This is a genomic window from Bradyrhizobium rifense (assembly GCF_008123425.1).
GTDB lineage: Bacteria > Pseudomonadota > Alphaproteobacteria > Rhizobiales > Xanthobacteraceae > Bradyrhizobium > Bradyrhizobium rifense.
The window spans coordinates 46128-65879 of sequence record NZ_VSSS01000017.1; the positions used below are offsets into that span (position 1 = coordinate 46128).

A 19752-nucleotide genomic window follows, 5' to 3' on the forward strand; every position below is an offset into this window, starting at 1 on the left:
GTTTTGGCGGTGCCGCATCGGCATCCAGGCAAGTAGCTCTGGGCCTCGTAACGATCGCGCCTGGCTGCATTATGGGAACAGCGCGATCCGTCCCAAGAGGGAGACGAGCTCCACTTGCCGCCGCGTCTGCGTCTTGACGAAGAGGGATGCGAGATGCGAGCGGATCGTCGCCCGGCTCAGCCGTTGAGTGCGGGAAATATCCAGCAAATTGCCACCGCGTGCCAATGCGATCGCGAGGTGGGTTTCCGCGGCCGTCAGGCTAAACAGGCGTTGCAGCGTTCGAGGTGACGGCTCCGGACGGGCATCGAGATCGAGCAGGATGATGGTGTACGTTTCGTCTGGCCAGACATTCGTCATCTGGTTCACGAGGCTCGTTATGCCTTCGTTGAAGGACGTCGCCAGCCACGACATCGAACCTGGGGGAAGTTCGACGCTCGCCCGCTTTGCGATCTCCCTTACAACGCCGTACAGCGATTTCGCCCCCGCCGTGAACTCACTGTAACGCTCCAATATGGCGCGTCCGGTCGGGCTGACCTCGACCACATGGCCGTGTTTAAGCACAACGTGCGCGCAACCGACCCGGCCTAGAGCCGCATGCAGCTCGTCGCGCATATCGGACGGAGCATCCTCGGGAAGAGTGGGGGGAACACGGTTGGAGATGTTGAAGATGGTCTCCTTGGATTGGTAACGCGACGCAACCGAGCTGCTCTGGTTCAAGTTCAGCATGATGCCCCGTTCCCCTTTGCCTCAACCAAATGAATGAGTGTCTGATGATCATTCTCCAATTCCCGTACGTGTTGTAAACGTTCAATCGGTGGTAGGTGGCCAGCTTTGGGGGTAATCCGGTTGCACTTTTTGACGAAGGCGGCCGAGGCCGGCCCGGCGTTCCGGACCCGTCGCTTGACAGCTCAGGTCATTGTCGATGGGAGGAGCTCCGCAGGTCGGTAGGCTGTGCCGCTCGAGCCGGTGATCTCAGGAGCCGCCCTGCTGCCGCAACGCGATTTCGATGACGTCACCCGGCTCGAGGTCGAAATCTTCGGATGCCGTGATCTTCTCCCATTGCGGGCCGGACTTTCGTATGACGGTGACCTGGGGCCGCAGATCACCTGTTCCCGCCGGCAGTGCTGCGCTGCCGCTTACCGGCTGCAACTTCTGCCCCACCGATCGCATCTTTATGCGCAGGTCCGTCATATGAACGTTTGAGTCTCGTAGCTCACGAAGCAGGGTCACGGTACGCAGGCTTGCCACGCGATCGATCTGGCGGGCAGAGTCCTCGCGCTGGCGCTGAAGGCGCATGAGCTCCACCGTGGTTTGCAGCCGTCGGGTCGAGGAAAGCAAAAGGGCGCGACGACTTTCGGTCACGCGCGGGCTCGGCAGGGAGCCGGAACCGAACAGCTTGATCACGCGATCGAGCTCTTCTTCATCGGCCTGTACGCCTTTCTCTTCTCCCTCCTGTTGCTTGCTGAGGGTGACGAATTGTGCGTCCGCTTGCTTAACCGCGTCCTCCAGAAATCGACGCTCCTTGCGGTAGTCGGTCTGCGCGGTTTTCAGCGACTCTGCCTCGGCTTGCACAATCGGAGCTATGGCAGATGCCGGCAGGGATATGTCCTGGGGCGTGGTCTGATCGAATGCGTCCTTGTTCGCCAGTTCAGCATCGATGCGAAGGACGTGGAAATACTCCTTCACGTACTCGGTGGAGAACGACTGGTAGTCGCGCAGAAGATCCGCCGGATCATTGGTGCCCGGCTGGTTCCGGGAGCGCAACAGGCTATACCCGCCGGAAACGGCGACGGCCTGGCGTACGGTCATCGATGACCTGTACGCCAATTGTCCGGGCGTGAGAACGTCGCCGGTCACGTAGATCGGTCGATACTCCACCACGCTCGCGATGACGTCTCCGGGCACGACGACGATCGCTTGCTCCCGTCCGTCGGGCAGACGTTGCCGCAGGATCCTCGATTGCAGCAGCGTCTCCATCCGGCTCTGCAACTCGGCGGTGGTCATGCCGGCGACCTCGACAGTGCCGATTCCAGGAATGGCGATCGTGCCGTCGATCTGGATTTGCGCCTTGTGGCGTTGCTCGGACGCACCGCCGATCGATACTTCCACGGTATCACCTGCCGCGAGGCGATACTGTGCAGCGAAGCACGCATTGCTGACCAACAGAGCCATCGCCGTCGCGCAGGCAAGTGAGATGTGGGTGAACGTATTCCGGGGCCTGGTGCGATCCATGGCGATCTCCCTGCATTATCTGGCCACGCCCGGCACGGCGCGGCTCTCATTCCGGGAAAAGCGAGCCGTTGGCGATCGCGACGGCACCTTGGCTCCGCGAACGACATGTCCCGGAATACGCCGATGATCAAGCGATCTCGTCATGTAATGAAATCCGCTTGCCGTCGGACTTGCTTGGCGGAGAGGCGAGCTCGCCACCAATTGACGGTGCGTTCCAGGCCATCGCGGAGCGTCACCTTCGGCGTCCACCCGGTCGCCCGCACGAACCGGGTCGAGTCGGCAAGGAGCGCGCGCACCTCCGAGTTCGTCGGCCGCAAGCGCTTTGCGTCGTGTTCGATCGGTTTGCGACTGGACGTCAGCTCGAGAATGACATCAATCAGCTCGCCGATGGAGATGGCGCGCTGACTGCCGGCGTTGTAGGCATGGCCATATTCGAGATCATCCACGAGCCCGGCCGCCATGAATGCCGCCGCGGTATCCGTGACAAATGTCAGATCACGTACAGGCGTGGTATCGCCGACCATGATCGCGCGGCAGTCGGGGTCGAGCGCCTGCCGGATGATTGTGCCAATGATCGCGCGCTCGCTCTGCCGGGGTCCGAACGTGTTGAATGGCCTGAGGATCACGACGGGAAGGCCAAACGAGCGCGCGAAGGCCTCCGCCATCATGTCCGCGCCGATCTTTGAAGCAGAGTAGGGCGATTGCCCCTGTAGTGGATGCGACTCGTCGATCGGCATTGTGAGCGCCGTACCGTAGACCTCGCTCGTCGAGGTCACGACCACCCGCTCGGTGCCGTGTTGCCGGGCCGCCTCGAGGACATTCAACGTTCCGAGGACGTTGGTCTCCACATAGGATTGCGGCGCGACATAGGAGTAAGGGATGGCGATCAGTGCCGCGAGATGAAAGACGTAATTCTGACCCTGGACGATGCGGCCGACAAAGGCCGCGTCGCGAATGTCCCCGCGCACCAGGTTGACCGCCTGTCGGGTCGACTGCGGGATATCGTCGAGCCAGCCATGGCTGTCGAAAGAGTTGTATTGCGCCAACGCGGTCACGGAGGCTCCTGCCGAAACGAGCGCCTCCGTCAGATGCGAGCCGATGAAGCCGTCGGCTCCCGTCACGAGAATCTTCGCCCCTTTGTAAGTCATCGTCGTCGCTCTCTCTCACTCTGTCATTTTGATCGATGCTTCCGCCTCAACGCGGTCCAGCATTCCACTGCGATGATGTGCGCGGCGCGGGCGATCCAGCCGAAATCGGATGCGAGAGTTCGGCGCGGAAAATAGGCCAGATCGATCCTCGCCTTGGCCGGAAACAGGACCTCCCGATAAAAGTCCGCCGCGGGCGCGTCAGTCGGATACAAGCGGCTTTCGTGTCGGAACAGGACCTGACACGGTCCAAAGACGCCTGGCTTATGTTCAAGCACTCTTTCGAAGCCGTCGCGGTAGCAGTCCGAGAAGCTGAGAGACTCCGGCCGGGGTCCAACCAGAGACATGTCGCCGCGCAGGACGTTCCATAGTTGCGGCAGCTCGTCGAGCTTGGTCGCGGCGAGCAATCGGCCGACGGTCGTCATGCGTTCATCGGATACCAGCGTCAGAGGAGAGCCGTCGTTGCCGCAGTTCGGCCAGAACTTGCGGAACTTGTACATCCGAAATGGCTCGCCGCGCTGTCCCAGGCGCAGCTGCGAGAACAGGATGGGCCGGCCGCTTTCGAGCCAGATCACAAGCGCGACAATGACGAAGACAGGCGAAAGGAGTGTCATCGCGAGGCCGACGCAGAGTATGTCGATCGCTCGCCGAACGTCCAAATGAGAGGAGCGAGACTGAGCCGCGTATCCGCTCGCCGTCTCGGGCACCGTCATGCGACTGCCCCCATCGGGTAGTCGGCGGCGAGTGCGGCCGCCAGCGCATCCACGACCTTGTCGACGTCTAATGTCGACATTTTGGGATGCAGAGGCAGCGTAAGCTCGCGGCGAGCAAAATCCTCCGTGCGCGGGAGGGCCAACTCCGGGTAGAGATCCCTGTAGAATGTCAGGCGATGGACGGGCGGATAGTGAACCGTGGTCTGAACGCCGCGCTTACGAAGGCGATCGATGATGCGCTGGCGGCTCGTTGCCGGTGGCAGCACGATGGGTAGCAAATGGTGGGTCGAGGGCCAGGGAGCCTCAAATGGCACCATCACCGACGGGCAGAGCTCCGCGATGAGCTCGCGGTAAGTGGCCGACAGCCGCCGTCTGCTATCGTTCCATTCCGGCAGCTTCTTCAGCTGCACGAGACCGAGCGCGGCTCGCAGTTCGTCCATCCGGTAGTTGAAGCCGAGGATCGTCACGTCGTAATCCGGACGGCGGCTGGTGAGCCGTTGTCGCGCACCACTCGTCATCCCGTGAGCGCGGGCCTGCCGGATGGTTTCGCGCAAGGTACGGCTGCGCGCAATGATCGCGCCCCCCTCTGCGGTGGTCATGTTCTTGTTTCCGTAGAAACTGAATGCTGCGGCTTCGCCATAGCTGCCGACCTCGGGCAGTCCGGGCGCGTGAGCTGCGTCCTCGATCAAGAGCAGGCCCTTTCGGCGGGCAAAGGATTGCCAGGCGTCGCGGTGGGCAAGGTAGCCGGCAAAATGCACCAGGATAATGGCCTTGGTCCTCGACGTGCACTTCGATTCTGCGTCGTCCAGCGACATCAACGGAACGTCCGCAGATCCGATATCGACGAAGACCGGTCGGGCGCCGACATAGAGAACGCTGTTGGCGGTCGCGACGAAGGTCAGCGACGGAACAAGGACCTCGTCTCCCGGGCCAATGCCGAGGGCATGCAAGATGAGGTGGAGAGCCGCCGTGCAGGAGCCGACAGCGACCGAGTCCTCGGCCTCGTGCAAGCGGGCGAACGCCTGCTCGAACTCGCGAACGCGATCCCCCATGGTGACCCAGCCGCTTTCAATGACAGCGGCGAGAGCTGCCTTTTCCTCGTCTCCCAGGACGGGCTCTGATACCAAAAGCATGTGATCGTCTCCAATCTGATGAGTGAGTTGACGCGGTGAACGCGATCCTTGCGGTCACCGCGAAAGGTCGCATCAGGCGGCGACGGAGCTGGCGAACACCGGTGATTGTTCGTCCCAAGCGACGTCCTGTGCCTTCAGGAAGTCCTCGACGCGGCCAATGTCGAGCCAGAGGCCGCTGTGCTTGAACACGTTCACCGGTACTTCGTCGTCGAGCATCTGGAACATCAGATCGTCGAAGCCGAAGGGAACGCCGGATGGGATCCGTTCGAGGACGCACGGATCTATGCAGTAGATGCCCATGCTAACGAGATGCGAGAGTTCGGGCTTTTCACGGAAACCAGTCACCCGTTCGTCCACTTCGTCGATCACGCCGAAGTCCATCTTGGTCGGGCGAATTGCGGTGGCGATCGTGAGCTTCGAGTTGCGGCGACGATGGCTGCCCACGAACTGATTCAGATTCAGATCCGTCAGCACGTCGCCGTTGAGGACCAGAAACGGCTCGTCGAGTTGGTCGCGCAGCAGCGACAGCGGGCCAATGGTTCCGAGCGGCTCCATTTCCTGCGTGTAGTTGATGCGCATATTCCACTGCTCGCCGTCCCCGCAGACGCTGCGAATGAGATGGCCAAGATATCCGGTGGTGACGTAGACTTCCCTGATTCCGTTCCGCCTGAGCCATTTGAGGACGAGCTCGAGGACGGGACGCGCGCCGATCGGCATAAGTGGTTTCGGCAAAATTGACGTGTGGGGCCGTAAGCGCGTTCCTTTGCCGCCGCATTGAATAACCGCTTTCATCTAAGCCTCCGTATGGTGAGAGCTCGCAATCGCTCAACAAGTATGCACTTTCGCTCGTGAAGTCCGATCTCAGCATGCTGGTCGCGGTTCGAGCGTTGCAGAAACGTACGCGCAATGTTTTGGCCCGTCTTCGTACGTTTGCATGAGACGATTGAGTCGGACTGAGCCGGTTCACCTCCATCGCAGTCGAATGTCGAACGTCGCAGCAGGTGCGAGAGTGAACGATGCGGCGCCGCGCAGGCCCGCGCTACGCGCGCAAATCAAGCGATAATCATTGATAATCGCGCGGAAAAGCAGCTGAAATAGGCGCGAAAAGACATACGCCACAGCAGCCAGGCTGCTGTGGCGTATGTGGAGGTTCGCAAGCTGATCGACGGTTTGCCTGCCGTGGGATTAGTCCGTTATCGCTCGGTGTTTGCGACGAGGCGACGGCGCGGACTAATCCTTGTTAGCCGATTTCATCGGCGGCGGAATTCCGACTCGCATGACTTCGCAGATCGGTTCGCAAGGCGATCAGGCCTGCGGGCTGGGAAATCATCGCGGGCAGGGTGTTGCCATTTGCGGCGTGCACCAGGGGCCCGTTGTTCATTCCCCAGATCGCTGCTTGTGTCCGGTTCTGGACCCGGATCTTGCGCAGGATCGCCTTGACGTGGACTTTCACGGTCGCCTCTGCGATGTCGATCTTTCGGGCGATGCACTTGTTGGAATTGCCCTCGATCAAACACGACAGGATTGCCTTCTCGCGGGGAGAAAGATGCGGCGCAAGTGGTGCCTGCGCTGCGGTCACGATGTCGTGCACCTCGTCGCCGATTGGCGCAGCTTCGCGTTCATGATTGCCGTCAAGGGCGAATTCCAGAAATGCTGGTGGAAAGACCGTCTCTCCCATCGTCACGAGTTCGATGGATTTGACGAATGCATCACAAGAATTGACGTTGACGAAATAGCCGCTGGCGCCGGCCCGATACGCCACGACGAGTTCGTCGTGGCGATAGTGGTCGGAGACGATCGCTATCCGTGCGCCAGGGCAACGGCCTTTGACGCAACGCATCTGATCCAGTGCGACATCGAAGCTGTCGCCGTTGTGGATGATGAGAAACAGCAATTGCTGTGTCTGGAGTGCGTTTGGCAATTCATCCGCACTCAAAGCTGATAGCATTATCCGGAAATTAGCTGCATGTAGTATTCGCGAAATTCCCTCTCTAACCAGAATGCTCTTTCCAATAAGGACGATTTCACAAGATTGCCGCCTCCGCATTTTACCCTCCGCGACATACGCAATGATACGACTGCAATGAAAAATTTAGGAGTTAAACAATTTACGCCGGTCTCTCCGGCCTGCTGTTGCAGCAGGTCGTTCAGTTGATCGCTTTTCTTGTTCCGTTCGACGTACCGCTTTCGCGCGCTATTTAGCCTTCGTCATCGACGGTAGTTTGGGGCCCTCCAAATTTGTTAAACTTTTGTGAAGGTTAGATGCGAATTGCCGATTGCCATATATATCCTTGGTTATAGGTGCGGCTGAGGAAACTACGGGGCTCTCGCAGCACAACTAACGCAATCTGCGGATGAGCCGGGGAGGATATGTTCCTGAACATTGCGAGCCTTCCGAAGCCGGTTGCCCGCTGACGCCGCATCCTATGATTGTGCAACCTAAGGGCGCTAACAAGTGTTATTCTATCAAAGATAGACAAATGGCGGAGCTTCTGAATGATCGTTGGAGCGCGTGTTCGTCGCCATCTCGCAGCGCGGCGATCGGTCACCGCAATCTTGCGGGGGTGCAGTTCGGCGCGGCGATTGTAATTCTGTCGTAAGCTATGGCGTGCGAATCACGGGATGTAGAGCGCGAGCGTGTTAATTCATAGGTTCATTAATTTCAGCGTACTGCTTTGTGGGGTCGAGATTTCTTGAATTTTCGCAAATGTGATATTCTGATCGGCATCGAGATGAACAGCGATACCTGGGGCGGGGTGTTGACGTCGGGGGGCTACCAATTATGGAGCGCCCAATGAGTCGTACGAGTGTAGTGGTCGCAGATCGGCATCCGATGCTGTTGCTGGGTCTCCGCACAGTGCTCGGCGCGGAAGTCGACTTCGACATTGTTGCTACCTGTGGCGATGCCACGAGCTGCATCGAGGCCATTCGAACTTTGGCGCCCGATATCGCGCTTCTCGATCCAACAATGCCCGATCTGGCCGCGGTGAAGAATTCCTTTGGCGCCAATGCAGGCAGCCGCACGCGCCTGGTGCTCTATATCCCTGCCGAAGCTCGTGATCTCGTCTTGACCGACGGGTTCGGTGGTTGCAGCGTCATTCTGAAAGAGGCCTCGGCGCAAGCGCTGGTGCAGTCTTTGCGGCAAATCGCGAGTGGCATAAGGATCCTGCCGCCATCCTCGACAGATCAGATTGTGCCCGCGGCTCAGGTGGCGAATTCGGACAATGCTCTGACTGTGCTGACGGATCGAGAGCGCCAGATCATTCGCCTGGTTTCGGAAGGACTGTCGAACAAGGAGATCGGACGCCGGCTGAACATTGCTGACGGTACGATCAAGGTCCATCTCCACCACATCTTCCAGAAGCTCGAAATCAGCAACAGGACCGCGCTCGCGGCCTTGGCCTTTTCGCAGAGTGATTGGAGCACTCCAGTCAAGCCACCGGAATCTGAGTAAGCCACGGACATTGAAGATCCGCCTTGCTTGGGCGGTCGCTCCGCGGCGAGTGCAGGCCCGCCGAGCCTGATCACAGGCGCTTGGCGAACCAGCAGGGTGGTTGCTGCCGGCTATTGCGTGACCGAGAAGTGGAGCGTGAACAAGGGCAGGCTGGACAGTTCTGGGCTGTTGCTCACCTCAATCCGCCAGGACGGGTGATCCTGGAATGGCCCAATGAGCTCGCTGCTGAGAATCTCGCAGCTCAACTCAATGGCCGCTGACCTCGCGGCGTCGATGTCCGGCAAGTTCACCCCGAGGTCGTCGGGCACTGATCCACCATCGTGAACATGGAAAAAATAGCGAGGCATTGGCGCTTCCGTAAAACGGTTGCATCCCTGGGGCGTCGAACCAGACCTGGTGTAGTAGTGGAGTCCCGCAATGGAACTACGACAAGGTGCCGTTTCACGTCCATGATCATTGTTGGGTACCTCACTGTCTCCCGGGACTCTCTTGGTTGACATGGACAGTTGCTTCTTGCGGACTAAGGTCGGGTTGCGCCGTCTCTGCCCACTGCGGCGTGTTCAGCGGCCCCGGCTCCCCTGCGATTTAGCCCCCCGCCGGGGCCGCGATCTCCCAGCATCGACAGCGCGGCGCCGGTAGATAGTCCGGCTAATTGATCCGCCCTCTGGCGTTCGCGCATGCACTTCGGGCGACAATGATTGAATCGTTCAGGTGCTGCGTTGGGAAGCGCAACTCCGATGGAGTAACCCGCGGTTGCTGCGGGCGCTCCCCCGATTCGACAACCTCGATTGTGCGATAGCAGCGTATTGGTCTTGATCACCTGCGCGTGCGTTGTCTCGATTGTCGGCGAGCTGGGAGATCTGACCGTGTGCGGAATCATCGGCATTCTAGGGCGAACTGCGGTCTCGGAGCGACTGGTCGATTCACTCAGGCGGCTCGAGTATCGCGGGTATGACTCGACGGGCGTGGCAACTCTCGATGACGGTCGTCTCGAACGCCGCCGAGCCGAAGGCAAGCTCAGGAACCTGGAGGCGCGGCTGCTTGCTGAGCCACTGGGCGGTGACGCCGGAATCGGTCACACGCGCTGGGCCACGCACGGCAAGCCGACCGAGCACAATGCCCATCCACATGCGACCGAGCGCGTCGCCGTGGTGCACAATGGCATCATCGAGAATTTCCGGAAACTGCGCCAGGCGCTGGAAGAGAAGGGCGCCACCTTCGCGAGCGACACGGATACGGAAGTCGTCGTACATCTCGTTCATTCGTACCTGCTGATGGGTTATTCGCCTCAGGAAGCCGTGTGGGCGTCGTTGCCGCAGCTGCGTGGCGCCTTTGCGTTGGTGTTCCTTTTCAACGGATATCGCGATCTTCTGATCGGAGCACGCAGGGGGTCGCCTCTGGCGGTGGGGTATGGCAACGGCGAGACCTATCTCGGCTCCGATGCGATTGCGCTCGCTCCCTTTGCCGATGGCATCAGCTACCTCGAGGACGGTGACTGCGTGGTGCTGTCGCGTGAGAAAGGGGTGATCCGGGACGCGAATGGCGCGGTCGTTGCCCGCGAGGTGCTGAAAACGGGTGGGGCGTCGTTCGTCGCCGACAAGGCCAACTATCGCCATTTCATGGCCAAGGAAATTTGCGAGCAGCCGGACGTGGTCGGCCGCACGCTCGCCCATTATGTTGATATGAGCGCCGAGCGGGCGGCGTTGCCGATCAAGCTGCCGTTCCACTTCAGCGATGTGAGGCGCGCGACGATTACGGCCTGCGGCACCGCGAGCTATGCTGGCGCCATCGCGAAGTATTGGATCGAACGGCTGGCTCATATCCCGGTTGATGTCGATATTGCCTCCGAGTTCCGCTATCGCGAAGCGCCAATCCGCAAGGGCGACCTCGCGATCTTCATCTCGCAATCGGGCGAAACCGCCGACACGCTGGCAGCACTTCGCCATGCCAGGGATAAAGGGGCGCACACCGTCTCCATCGTGAACGTGCCGACTTCCACCATTGCCCGCGAGAGCGAAATAGTGCTGCCGACGTTGGCTGGTCCGGAAATCGGCGTCGCTTCCACCAAGGCCTTCACGTGTCAACTGATGGCGCTCGCCGCCTTCGCGGTCGCAGCCGGTGCAGCGCGCGGCGAGATCTCCGCGAGCGAGGAGAGGGGGCTGGTCAGAGAGCTGATCGAAGTGCCGCGTTTGATGGCGGCAGCTCTTGCCTGCGAACCGCAGATCGAGAAGCTGGCTCGCACCATCGCGAAAACGCGGGACGTGCTTTATCTTGGCCGCGGCACCAGCTATCCGCTGGCGCTCGAAGGTGCGCTGAAGCTGAAAGAGATCTCCTACATTCACGCCGAAGGCTATGCCGCAGGCGAACTGAAACATGGCCCGATTGCACTGATCGATGAGAACATGCCTGTCGTGGTCATCGCGCCCTTCGACAGTGTGTTCGAAAAGACCGTGTCGAACATGCAAGAGGTCGCCGCGCGCGGGGGCAGGATCATTCTGATGACGGATGCCAGGGGAGCGGCGGAGGCGGCCGTCGAGCCCGAAGCCACGATATTGCTGCCGGACATGGTGCCGACCTTCGCGCCGATCGTTTACGCCGTTCCAATCCAGTTGCTCGCCTATCATACGGCCGTGATCATGGGCACCGATGTGGACCAGCCGCGCAATCTCGCCAAATCGGTGACGGTCGAATAGAGGCGAACGTCCCTTGCGTCACAGTGTCTCGCAGTCGCCGGCGTCGCCGGTAACGCAAAGAAAACGCGGCCAACACGCGGATCCGATGGCGGAGTACCCCCTTTGGGTCGACGGAATAGTCCGTCGTCCTGCTACAAATTCCTCCTAAACGTCGTGCAATATCGAACGGGCCGCCGGCGGCAGCGTTAGCGCCGAAGGCGGACGGAGATCATCTATCTGTGGGTCCGGCATGCGCGTTGGCGCATCGGGGGAGGAAGACTGGATTGCGAAGCCCCGCCAAACATTGACTTGCGCATTTCAGTAAATCGTACCGCGGCCCGGCGGAATGTTCCGCGGCAACGCGAATGTTCCAAGATGTGGCGACTCGGACAGAGGGAGCGTTAAGGTGAGCTATTCCTCGACCATCCAGACATCGTTTTCCGGGCCATCGACCACCAGCACCTATCCGCCGCACAACGGTTTTGCCGTCGGGTCGAACTACGTCGTAATGATCGACGGGTCGCAGATCGAATGGACGAACCTGACCGGCGGATCGCCAACCGTGCAGTCGATCTACAGTTTCTTCTCGCCGCTATCGCCGACCGGCGGCCTCTATGATCAGCGCGTCGTATACGACAGCGTCAATCAGCGTTTCGTCGCGATTATGCAGTACCTGGCGCCGGACGGCACCACCACCAGCATCGATATTGCGGTCTCCAAGGATTCCAATCCGAACGACGGCTGGACCTTCTCGCAGCTCAATACGACCGTCACGATCAACGGTCAGTCGACCGACTCTGACCGCCCGACGTTGGCGGTCGACGGTTCGAACATCTACATTTCGGCAGCACAGTACAACATCAACGTGTCCGGTTACGCCGGAACGGAAAACTGGGTGATCGGCGATACGGCCGGCGCAGGCGGTGGCATCTATGGCGGCGGCACGCTGAGCGTGACCGCAAGCGAAGTCATGCCGTCGACACAGGACATCTTCGCCGTCGCATCCGGCAATAACGGCAAGACCTACTACGCGAGCGACTTCTCCAGCGGAGGTCAGGTCGTCATTGCCCTGCAGACCTACGACAAGACGACCAATAGTTTCAGCACCACCAGCACCATCGCCCTCGGCAATATCGACCAGGGCGGCAGCTACACCGCGCAGCAGCAGGGGACCAGCCTCCTGCTCGACGCCGGCGACAATCGGATTGTTAGCACGGCCTATGCCAACGGCTTCCTCTATGGAGTGGCCGAGATGAAGCCGGTCGGCTCGAGCGTGCCGCTGGTCCATTGGTTCAAGATCGACGTCAGCAATCCCAGTGCTCCGTCCCTCGTGGCGCAAGGCGACATCTCCGGCGCTGCGATCGGAACCGGTGTGGCGACGTTCAATCCATCCATCGCGGTGGACGCATCGGGCGATGTCCTCATCAATTTCACCGCCAGTGGTCCGAACATGTATCCGGCGGACTACTATGTCTTCCAGGGCGGCAGCGATCCCGCCGGCTCTTTCAGCGCCCCCATCCTGTATCAGGCGAGCACCAGTTTCTTCAACTCGGGGGACGGAAACAGCACGCAGCCCTGGGGCGCCAATTCATCGGCCACCGTCGACCCGAACAATCCGAACTCGTTCTGGATATCGAATGAATATGTCGCCAGCGGCTGGTGGCAGACGTCGGTCGCTCGGATCGCTATCCAGAGCTCCACACCAGGTCCGGCCATTTCTTCGATTGCGGCTTCCGGGACCGGGATCACCAACGGCGCTGGCGATCTCAACGCCGGCCAGGTAGTTACGCTGACAGTCAATTTCAGTGCGGCCGTGACGGTCAACACCACCGGCGGCGCGCCGACGCTGACCCTCAACGATGGCGGCACGGCGAGCTACACCAGCGGCTCGGGTGGCACCGCGCTCATCTTCAGCTACACGGTGGCGGCAGGCCAGAACACCGCCGATCTCATCATCTCGTCGTTCAACCTCAATGGCGCGGCCATCACCGATGGCAGCGGCAACGCCGCCAATTTGTCGGGCGCCGCCAACTACAATCCGACCGGCACGCTACAGATCGACACGACGGCGCCGACGATTGCCTCGATCGTCGCGACCGGCACCGGCATCACCAGCGGCACCGGCAATGTGAATACCGGCGGGGTCGTCACATTGACCGTCAATCTGAGCGAGGCCGTCACGGTCAACACCACGGGCGGCACGCCGACGCTCACCCTGAACGATGGTGGCACGGCGAGCTACACCAGCGGCTCTGGAAGTACCGCACTCACCTTTAGCTACACGGTGGCGGCGGGGCAGACCACAGCCGATCTCGCCATCTCGGCGCTCAACCTCAACGGCGCGGTCATCAACGACGGCGCCGGCAACGCCGCCAATCTGTCGGGGGCCACCAACTACAATCCCGCCGGCACCTTGCAGATCAACACGACGGCGCCGACGATCGCCTCGATCGCGGCTTCCGGGACGGGGATCATCAACGGAGCCGGCGATCTCAATGCCGGCAAGGTGGTCACGCTGACGGTCAGCTTCAGTGCGGCGGTGACGGTCAATACCACCGGCGGAACCCCGGCGCTGACCCTCAGCGATGGCGGCACGGCGAGCTACACGGGTGGCTCGGGTGGCACTGCGCTTACCTTCAGCTACACGGTGGCGGCAGGCCAGAACACCGCCGATCTCATCGTCTCATCGTTCGGCCTCAACGGCGCGACCATCATCGACGGCAACGGCAACGCCGCTAATCTGTCGGCGGCCACCAACTACAATCCGGCCGGCACGCTTCAGATCGACACGACGGCGCCGACGATTGCCTCGATCGTGGCTTCCGGCACCGGCATCACCAATGGCGGCGGCAATGTGAGCACCGGCCAGGTCGTCACATTGACCGTCAATCTCAGCGAGGCGGTCACGGTCGACACCACCGGTGGCGCACCGACGCTGACCCTCAATGATGGTGGCACAGCGAACTACACCAGCGGCTCGGGCGGCACCGCGCTCACCTTCAGCTACACCGTGGCTGCTGGCCAGACCACGTCCGATCTCGCCATCTCGGCCCTCAACCTCAACGGCGCGGTCATCAGCGACGGCGCAGGCAACGGCGCTAACCTGGCAGGCGCGACCAACTACAATCCCGCCGGCGCTCTGCAAGTCAATGTGGTCACCACCCCCACTTCGAGCATCCAGACGCTGTTCTCCGGGCCATCGACAACCAGCAACTATCCGCCGCACAACGGTCTTGCCGTCGGGTCGAACTTCGTTGTGATGATCGAGGGATCGCTGATCGAATGGACGAACCTGGCCGGCGGGTCGCCGACCCAGCAGTCGGTCTACAGCTTCTTCTCATCGCTGTCGCCGACCGGCGGCCTTTTCGATCAGCGCGTCGTCTACGACAGCGTCAATCAGCGCTTCGTCGCGATGATGGAGTACCTGGCGCCGAACGGCACCACCACCGCCATGGATATTGCGGTTTCCAAGGACTCCAATCCGAACGATGGCTGGAACTTCTCACAGCTCAATACGACGGTCACAATCAACGGTCAGCTGACCGATTCTGACCGCCCGATGTTGGCGGTCGACGGTTCGAACGTCTACATCACTGCGCCACAGTACAATATCAACGTGTCCGGTTTCGCCGGCACGGAAAACTGGGTGATCAGCGATACGGCCGGCGCGGGCGGTGGCATCTATGGTGGCGGCACGTTGAGCGTGACCGCAAGCGAGGCCATGCCGTCGACCCAGCGTATCTTCGCCGTTGCAGCCGGCAACAATGGCAAGACCTACTACGCGAGCGATTTCTCCAGCGGAGGTCAGATCCTCGTTGCATTGCAGACCTACGACAAGGCCACCAATACATTCAGCACCACCAACACCATTGCGCTCGGCAATATCGACCAGGGCGGTAGCTACACCGTGCAGCAGCAGGGGACCAGCCTGCTGCTCGATGCCGTCGATAATCGCATTGCCAGCATGGTCTATGCCAACGGCTATCTATACGCCGTGGCCGAGATGAAGCCGAGCGGGTCGAGCGTACCGCTGGTCCACTGGTTCAAGATCGACGTCAGCAATCCCAGTGCTCCATCCCTCGTGGCGCAGGGCGACATCTCCGGCGCCTCGCTCGGAACCAACGTGGGAACGTTCGATCCCTCCATCGCGGTGGATGCATCGGGCGATGTCATCATCAATTTCACCGCCAGTGGTCCGAACATATACCCGTCGGACTATTACGTCTTCCAGAGCGGCAGCAATCCCACCGGCTCTTTCAGTGCGCCGATCCTGTATCAGGCGAGCACCGGTTTCTTCAACTCGGGCGATGGAAACAGCGTGCAGCGCTGGGGCCTCAATTCATCGGCGATCGTCGACCCCAACAATCCGAACTCGTTCTGGATCTCGAGCGAATACGTCGCCAACGGCTGGTGGCAGACGTCAGTCGCTCAAATCGCCATTCAGGCCTCCGCAGGGACCGGTCCGGCCATCTCTTCGATTGCCGCGTCCGGGACCGGCATCACCAACGGCGCCGGCGATCTCAATGCCGGCAAGCTGGTCACGTTGACGGTCAATTTCGGCGCAGCCGTGACGGTCAACACCAGCAGCGGCGCACCGACGCTGAGCCTCAACGATGGCGGCACGGCGAGCTACACCGGCGGCTCGGGCGGCACCGCGCTCACTTTCAGCTACACGGTGGCGGCAGGCCAGAACACCGCCGATCTCGTCATCTCGTCGTTCAACCTCAACGGCGCGAGCGTCACCGATGGCAGCGGCAATGCCGCCAATTTGTCGGCGGCCACCAACTACAATCCGCTCGGCACCCTTCAGATCGACACGACGGCGCCGACGATTGCCTCGATCGCGGCGTCCGGCACCGGCATCACCAACGGCAGCGGAAATGTAAGCACCGGCCAGGTCATCACATTGACCGTCAATCTCAACGAGGCGGTGACGGTCAACACCAGCGGCGGTTCACCGACGCTCGCCCTCAATGATGGCGGCACGGCGAACTACACCGGTGGCTCGGGCGGCTCCGCGCTTACCTTCAGCTACACGGTGGCCGCTGGCCAGACCACGTCCGATCTCGCCATCTCGGCGCTCAACCTCAACGGCGCGGTCGTCAACGACGGAGCCGGCAACGTCGCCAACCTGTCGGGCGCCACCAACTACAATCCCGCCGGCACCCTGCAGGTCAATTCGACCAACGCCGCCGGCGTTCCGCAGTTCAGCCACATCGTGGTCGTCGTTGAAGAGAACCACAACTACAACGAGATCGCCGGCAGTAGCCAGGCGCCCTACATCAACAGCCTCATGGCCGGCGGCGCCTCGCTGACCAACTTCACGGCGGAAACTCATCCGAGCCAAGGGAACTATTTCGCCCTTTATGCCGGCTCGACCTTCGGCGTCACCGACGACAACGCTTACAGCCTGCCGGATCCAACGCTCTACACCGTCTTGCACAATGCGGGCCTTAGCTTCACGGGCTACGTTGACGAGGGGAACGGAGGCAGCGACTTCAACCACGACCCCTGGGTTTCATTCCCCGAAAGCCGTACGATTCAGACAGATTTCACCAGCTTTCCCGCGCTGTTTGCCAACGGCAATTATTCGAGCCTCCCGACTGTCTCGTTCGTGATTCCAAGTGTCGGCAACGACATGCACAACGGGACGATCACCGACGGCGATACGTGGCTTCAGCAAAATCTAAGTGCCTACGCCCAGTGGGCCGTCAGCAATAATTCTCTTCTCGTCGTGACTTGGGATGAAGATGATAACGGCAACAACCAGATTCCAACTTTATTGTATGGTGCCAATGTCGTCGCTGGAAACTACGGCGCCGCCTACAATCATTATAACCTCCTGAGCACGATCCTCGGTTCGTATGGCTTGACCGCCCCCAACACCGCCGCGGGAGCCGCGCCCATTCAGGTCTTCGGAGGCGCTGCGGCGGCCTCGCCGACGATTGCCTCAATCGCGGCCTCCGGCACCGGGATCACCAATGGCAGCGGCGATCTCAACGCCGGCAAGGTGGTCACGCTGACTGTCAACTTCAGTGCGGCTGTGACCGTCAATACCACCGGCGGCGCACCGACACTGACCCTCAACGATGGCGGCACGGCGAGTTACACCGGCGGCTCGGGCGGCACCGCGCTCACCTTCAGCTACACCGTCGCGGCAGGCCAGAACACCGCCGATCTCATCGTCTCATCGCTCAACCTCAACGGCGCGGCCATTACCGATGGCAGCGGCAACGCCGCCAATTTGTCAGGAGCCACCAACGCCAATCCGGCCGGCACGCTTCAGGTCGACACGACGGCGCCGACGATTGCCTCGATCGCGGCCTCCGGCACCGGCATCACCAGCGGCAGCGGTAATCTCAATTCCGGCAAGGTGGTGACGCTGACGGTCAATTTCAGCGAGGCGGTGACTGTCAACACCACCGGCGGTACACCGACGCTGACGCTCAACGATGGCGGCACGGCGAGCTACACCGGCGGCTCGGGCGGCACCGCGCTCACCTTTAGCTATACGGTGGCAGCAGGCCAGAATACTGCCGATCTCATCGTCTCCGCGTTCAACCTTAACGGCGGGGCCATCACCGATGGCGGCGGCAACGCCGCCAATCTGTCGGGCGCGACCAACGCCAATCCCGCCGGCACGCTCAAGATCGACACGACGGTGCCGACGATTGCCTCGATCGTCGCGACCGGCACCGGCATCACCAGCGGCACCGGCAATGTGAATACCGGCGGGGTCGTCACATTGACGGTCAATCTCAGCGAGGCGGTGACGGTCAACACCGCCGGCGGCACGCCGACGCTCGCCCTCAACGATGGCGGCACGGCAAGCTACATCAGCGGTTCGGGCAGTACTGCGCTCACCTTCCGCTACACGGTGGCGGCGGGGCAAACCACACCCGATCTCACGATCTCGTCGTTCAACCTCAACGGCGCGGTCGTCAACGACGGCGCCGGCAATGCCGTCAATCTGTCGGGCGCTGGCAATTACAATCCCAGCGGCATCCTCCAGGTCAACAGACCGCCTACGACGATTGCCTCGATCGTGGCCTCCGGCACCGGCATCACCAACGGCGCCGGCGATCTCAATGCCGGCAAGGTGGTCACTCTGACGGTCAACTTCGGTGCAGCCGTGACGGTCAATACCGCGGGCGGCACCCCGAGGCTCGCCCTCAACGATGGCGGCACGGCGAGCTACACCGGCGGCTCGGGCAGCACCGCGCTCACCTTCAGCTACACGGTGGCGGCAGGCCAGAACACGGCCGATCTCATCGTCTCATCGCTCGCCCTCAACGGCGGAACCATCATCGATGGCAACGGCAACGCCGCGAATCTGTCGGGGGCCACCAACTTCAATCCGGCCGGCACCCTGCAGATCGACACGACGGCGCCCACGATTGCGATCAGCACCATCGCAGGTGACAACATTGTCAATGCGACGGAAGGTGCTGCGGGCTTCGCCGTCAGCGGCACAACGTCTGGCGCTGAGAACGGTCGGATCGTCACCGTTAATATCCTCAACAGCGCGAACGCGATCGTTAATTCCTATACGAAGGCGGTGAGCAGCAACGCGTGGTCGGTTGCTGTGACGAGCGCGCAAGCAGCTGCCTTGGCGGATGGAAACTACACCGTCTCTGCCAGCGTCTCAGACGCGGCCGGAAATCCGGCGCCGACCGCGACCCGCGCCCTGACGATGGATCAGGACAAGGTGCCCGAGGTCCCGGGACTGACCATCAGCAGCACGTCGCTGACGGTGCAGGCCGGAGGATCCATCGCGTTGGGCATCACCGCGACGCCCGTCGATTCCGACGACAAACTGTCGCTGACGATCAGCGGCTTGCCCAGTTACGAGTCGATCACAGCGCCTGCGGGAAATACTGTCACGAGCAGCCTTCAATCCAACGGAACCTATACCTGGACCATTACCGAGGGAGCCGCCACGACGGGCACGCCGCTCACCGGATTGACGCTGTCGTCGAGCTATACGGGCACGGATCATCCGGTCGCGATATTCGCGGTGACGGCAAGCAACACGACTACGGGCGAAACCGCGACATCGGCGTCACAGACCATGACGGTGACCGATCCGCCGGCGGACCCGTCTGGTGGTGGAGCCGTGTCGTTGCCGGCTGGCACCGCTATCGGTTGGCCCCAGGGGCATATCGACCGCCTTGCAGCGCTGATGGATCAATTCTCGGCAGCCGGCTTCCGAGGAGGCCCCTCTGGCCCGATCTCCTCGGCGTTCTATCCGCAAGCCGGCCCGGAGAACCAGTTCCTTGCGGCTCCTCATTTCCACTCGGGATAAGACCGGAGGACCCGGCTCGCTCAGCTTCCACGGTCCCTTCGCGCCATCGTCGGCATCGGATTGCCTCGGCAATCGTGCCGTGTGCTGCAGCTGCACGT

The 19752-nt window shown here is 61.3% G+C and carries 11 protein-coding genes; 3 read left to right on the forward strand and 8 right to left on the reverse strand.

Annotation, left to right across the window (positions count from 1 at the left end; genetic code table 11):
• Positions 1-69 precede the first annotated feature (69 nt).
• The 7 genes from FXB40_RS10730 to FXB40_RS10760 all read right to left on the reverse strand — a co-directional run bounded on the left by FXB40_RS10730 (position 70) and on the right by FXB40_RS10760 (position 7117).
• Positions 70-726 (reverse strand): helix-turn-helix transcriptional regulator, encoded by a 657-nt coding sequence (locus FXB40_RS10730; RefSeq protein ID WP_148772171.1) that lies wholly within the window; start codon positions 724-726, stop codon positions 70-72.
• 246 nt (positions 727-972) lie between these two features.
• Positions 973-2232, reverse strand: a complete 1260-nt coding sequence (locus FXB40_RS10735; RefSeq protein WP_148772172.1) for a polysaccharide biosynthesis/export family protein — start codon at positions 2230-2232, stop codon at positions 973-975.
• A 140-nt stretch (positions 2233-2372) separates the two neighbouring features.
• Positions 2373-3380, reverse strand: coding sequence for a GDP-mannose 4,6-dehydratase (locus tag FXB40_RS10740; RefSeq protein WP_148772173.1), 1008 nt, complete (start codon positions 3378-3380; stop codon positions 2373-2375).
• A gap of 23 nt (positions 3381-3403) precedes the next feature.
• Positions 3404-4090 (reverse strand): sugar transferase, encoded by a 687-nt coding sequence (locus FXB40_RS10745; protein WP_148772174.1) that lies wholly within the window; start codon positions 4088-4090, stop codon positions 3404-3406.
• Entirely contained in the window at positions 4087-5223 is a 1137-nt protein-coding gene (locus FXB40_RS10750; RefSeq protein ID WP_148772175.1) for a DegT/DnrJ/EryC1/StrS family aminotransferase, read from the reverse strand. The genes FXB40_RS10745 and FXB40_RS10750 overlap by 4 nt, the downstream gene beginning before the upstream one ends.
• A gap of 72 nt (positions 5224-5295) precedes the next feature.
• Positions 5296-6015: a nucleotidyltransferase family protein gene (locus tag FXB40_RS10755; protein ID WP_148772176.1), complete on the reverse strand. Its 720-nt coding sequence runs from the start codon at positions 6013-6015 to the stop codon at positions 5296-5298.
• 448 nt (positions 6016-6463) lie between these two features.
• Positions 6464-7117 carry a LuxR C-terminal-related transcriptional regulator gene (locus FXB40_RS10760; protein ID WP_246207512.1) on the reverse strand — a complete coding sequence of 218 codons (654 nt, stop codon included), beginning with the start codon at positions 7115-7117 and terminating at the stop codon, positions 6464-6466.
• Between the two features lie 939 nt (positions 7118-8056).
• On the opposite strand from FXB40_RS10760, the gene FXB40_RS10765 reads away from it, so the two are divergent.
• Entirely contained in the window at positions 8057-8677 is a 621-nt protein-coding gene (locus FXB40_RS10765; protein ID WP_246207514.1) for a LuxR C-terminal-related transcriptional regulator, read from the forward strand.
• Between the two features lie 110 nt (positions 8678-8787).
• On the opposite strand, the gene FXB40_RS10770 is transcribed toward FXB40_RS10765, so the two are convergent.
• Positions 8788-9024: a DUF6894 family protein gene (locus FXB40_RS10770; protein ID WP_148772177.1), complete on the reverse strand. Its 237-nt coding sequence runs from the start codon at positions 9022-9024 to the stop codon at positions 8788-8790.
• A gap of 519 nt (positions 9025-9543) precedes the next feature.
• On the opposite strand from FXB40_RS10770, the gene glmS reads away from it, so the two are divergent.
• The gene (glmS, locus tag FXB40_RS10775; protein WP_148772178.1) at positions 9544-11370 is read left to right on the forward strand and encodes a glutamine--fructose-6-phosphate transaminase (isomerizing); all 1827 of its coding nucleotides are present in this window, start codon (positions 9544-9546) and stop codon (positions 11368-11370) included.
• 385 nt (positions 11371-11755) lie between these two features.
• The gene (locus tag FXB40_RS10780) at positions 11756-19654 is read left to right on the forward strand and encodes an alkaline phosphatase family protein (protein ID WP_148772179.1); all 7899 of its coding nucleotides are present in this window, start codon (positions 11756-11758) and stop codon (positions 19652-19654) included.
• Positions 19655-19752 lie beyond the last annotated feature (98 nt).

What these genes read in the sequence shown, in the direction of transcription:
- FXB40_RS10730 (WP_148772171.1), bottom strand. Translation starts at nt 726, where the DNA reads ATGCTGAACTTGAACCAGAGCAGCTCGGTTGCGTCGCGTTACCAATCC.
- FXB40_RS10735 (WP_148772172.1), bottom strand. Translation starts at nt 2,232, where the DNA reads ATGGATCGCACCAGGCCCCGGAATACGTTCACCCACATCTCACTTGCC.
- FXB40_RS10740 (WP_148772173.1), bottom strand. Translation starts at nt 3,380, where the DNA reads ATGACTTACAAAGGGGCGAAGATTCTCGTGACGGGAGCCGACGGCTTC.
- FXB40_RS10745 (WP_148772174.1), bottom strand. Translation starts at nt 4,090, where the DNA reads ATGACGGTGCCCGAGACGGCGAGCGGATACGCGGCTCAGTCTCGCTCC.
- FXB40_RS10750 (WP_148772175.1), bottom strand. Translation starts at nt 5,223, where the DNA reads ATGCTTTTGGTATCAGAGCCCGTCCTGGGAGACGAGGAAAAGGCAGCT.
- FXB40_RS10755 (WP_148772176.1), bottom strand. Translation starts at nt 6,015, where the DNA reads ATGAAAGCGGTTATTCAATGCGGCGGCAAAGGAACGCGCTTACGGCCC.
- FXB40_RS10765 (WP_246207514.1), top strand. Translation starts at nt 8,057, where the DNA reads ATGCTGTTGCTGGGTCTCCGCACAGTGCTCGGCGCGGAAGTCGACTTC.
- FXB40_RS10770 (WP_148772177.1), bottom strand. Translation starts at nt 9,024, where the DNA reads ATGCCTCGCTATTTTTTCCATGTTCACGATGGTGGATCAGTGCCCGAC.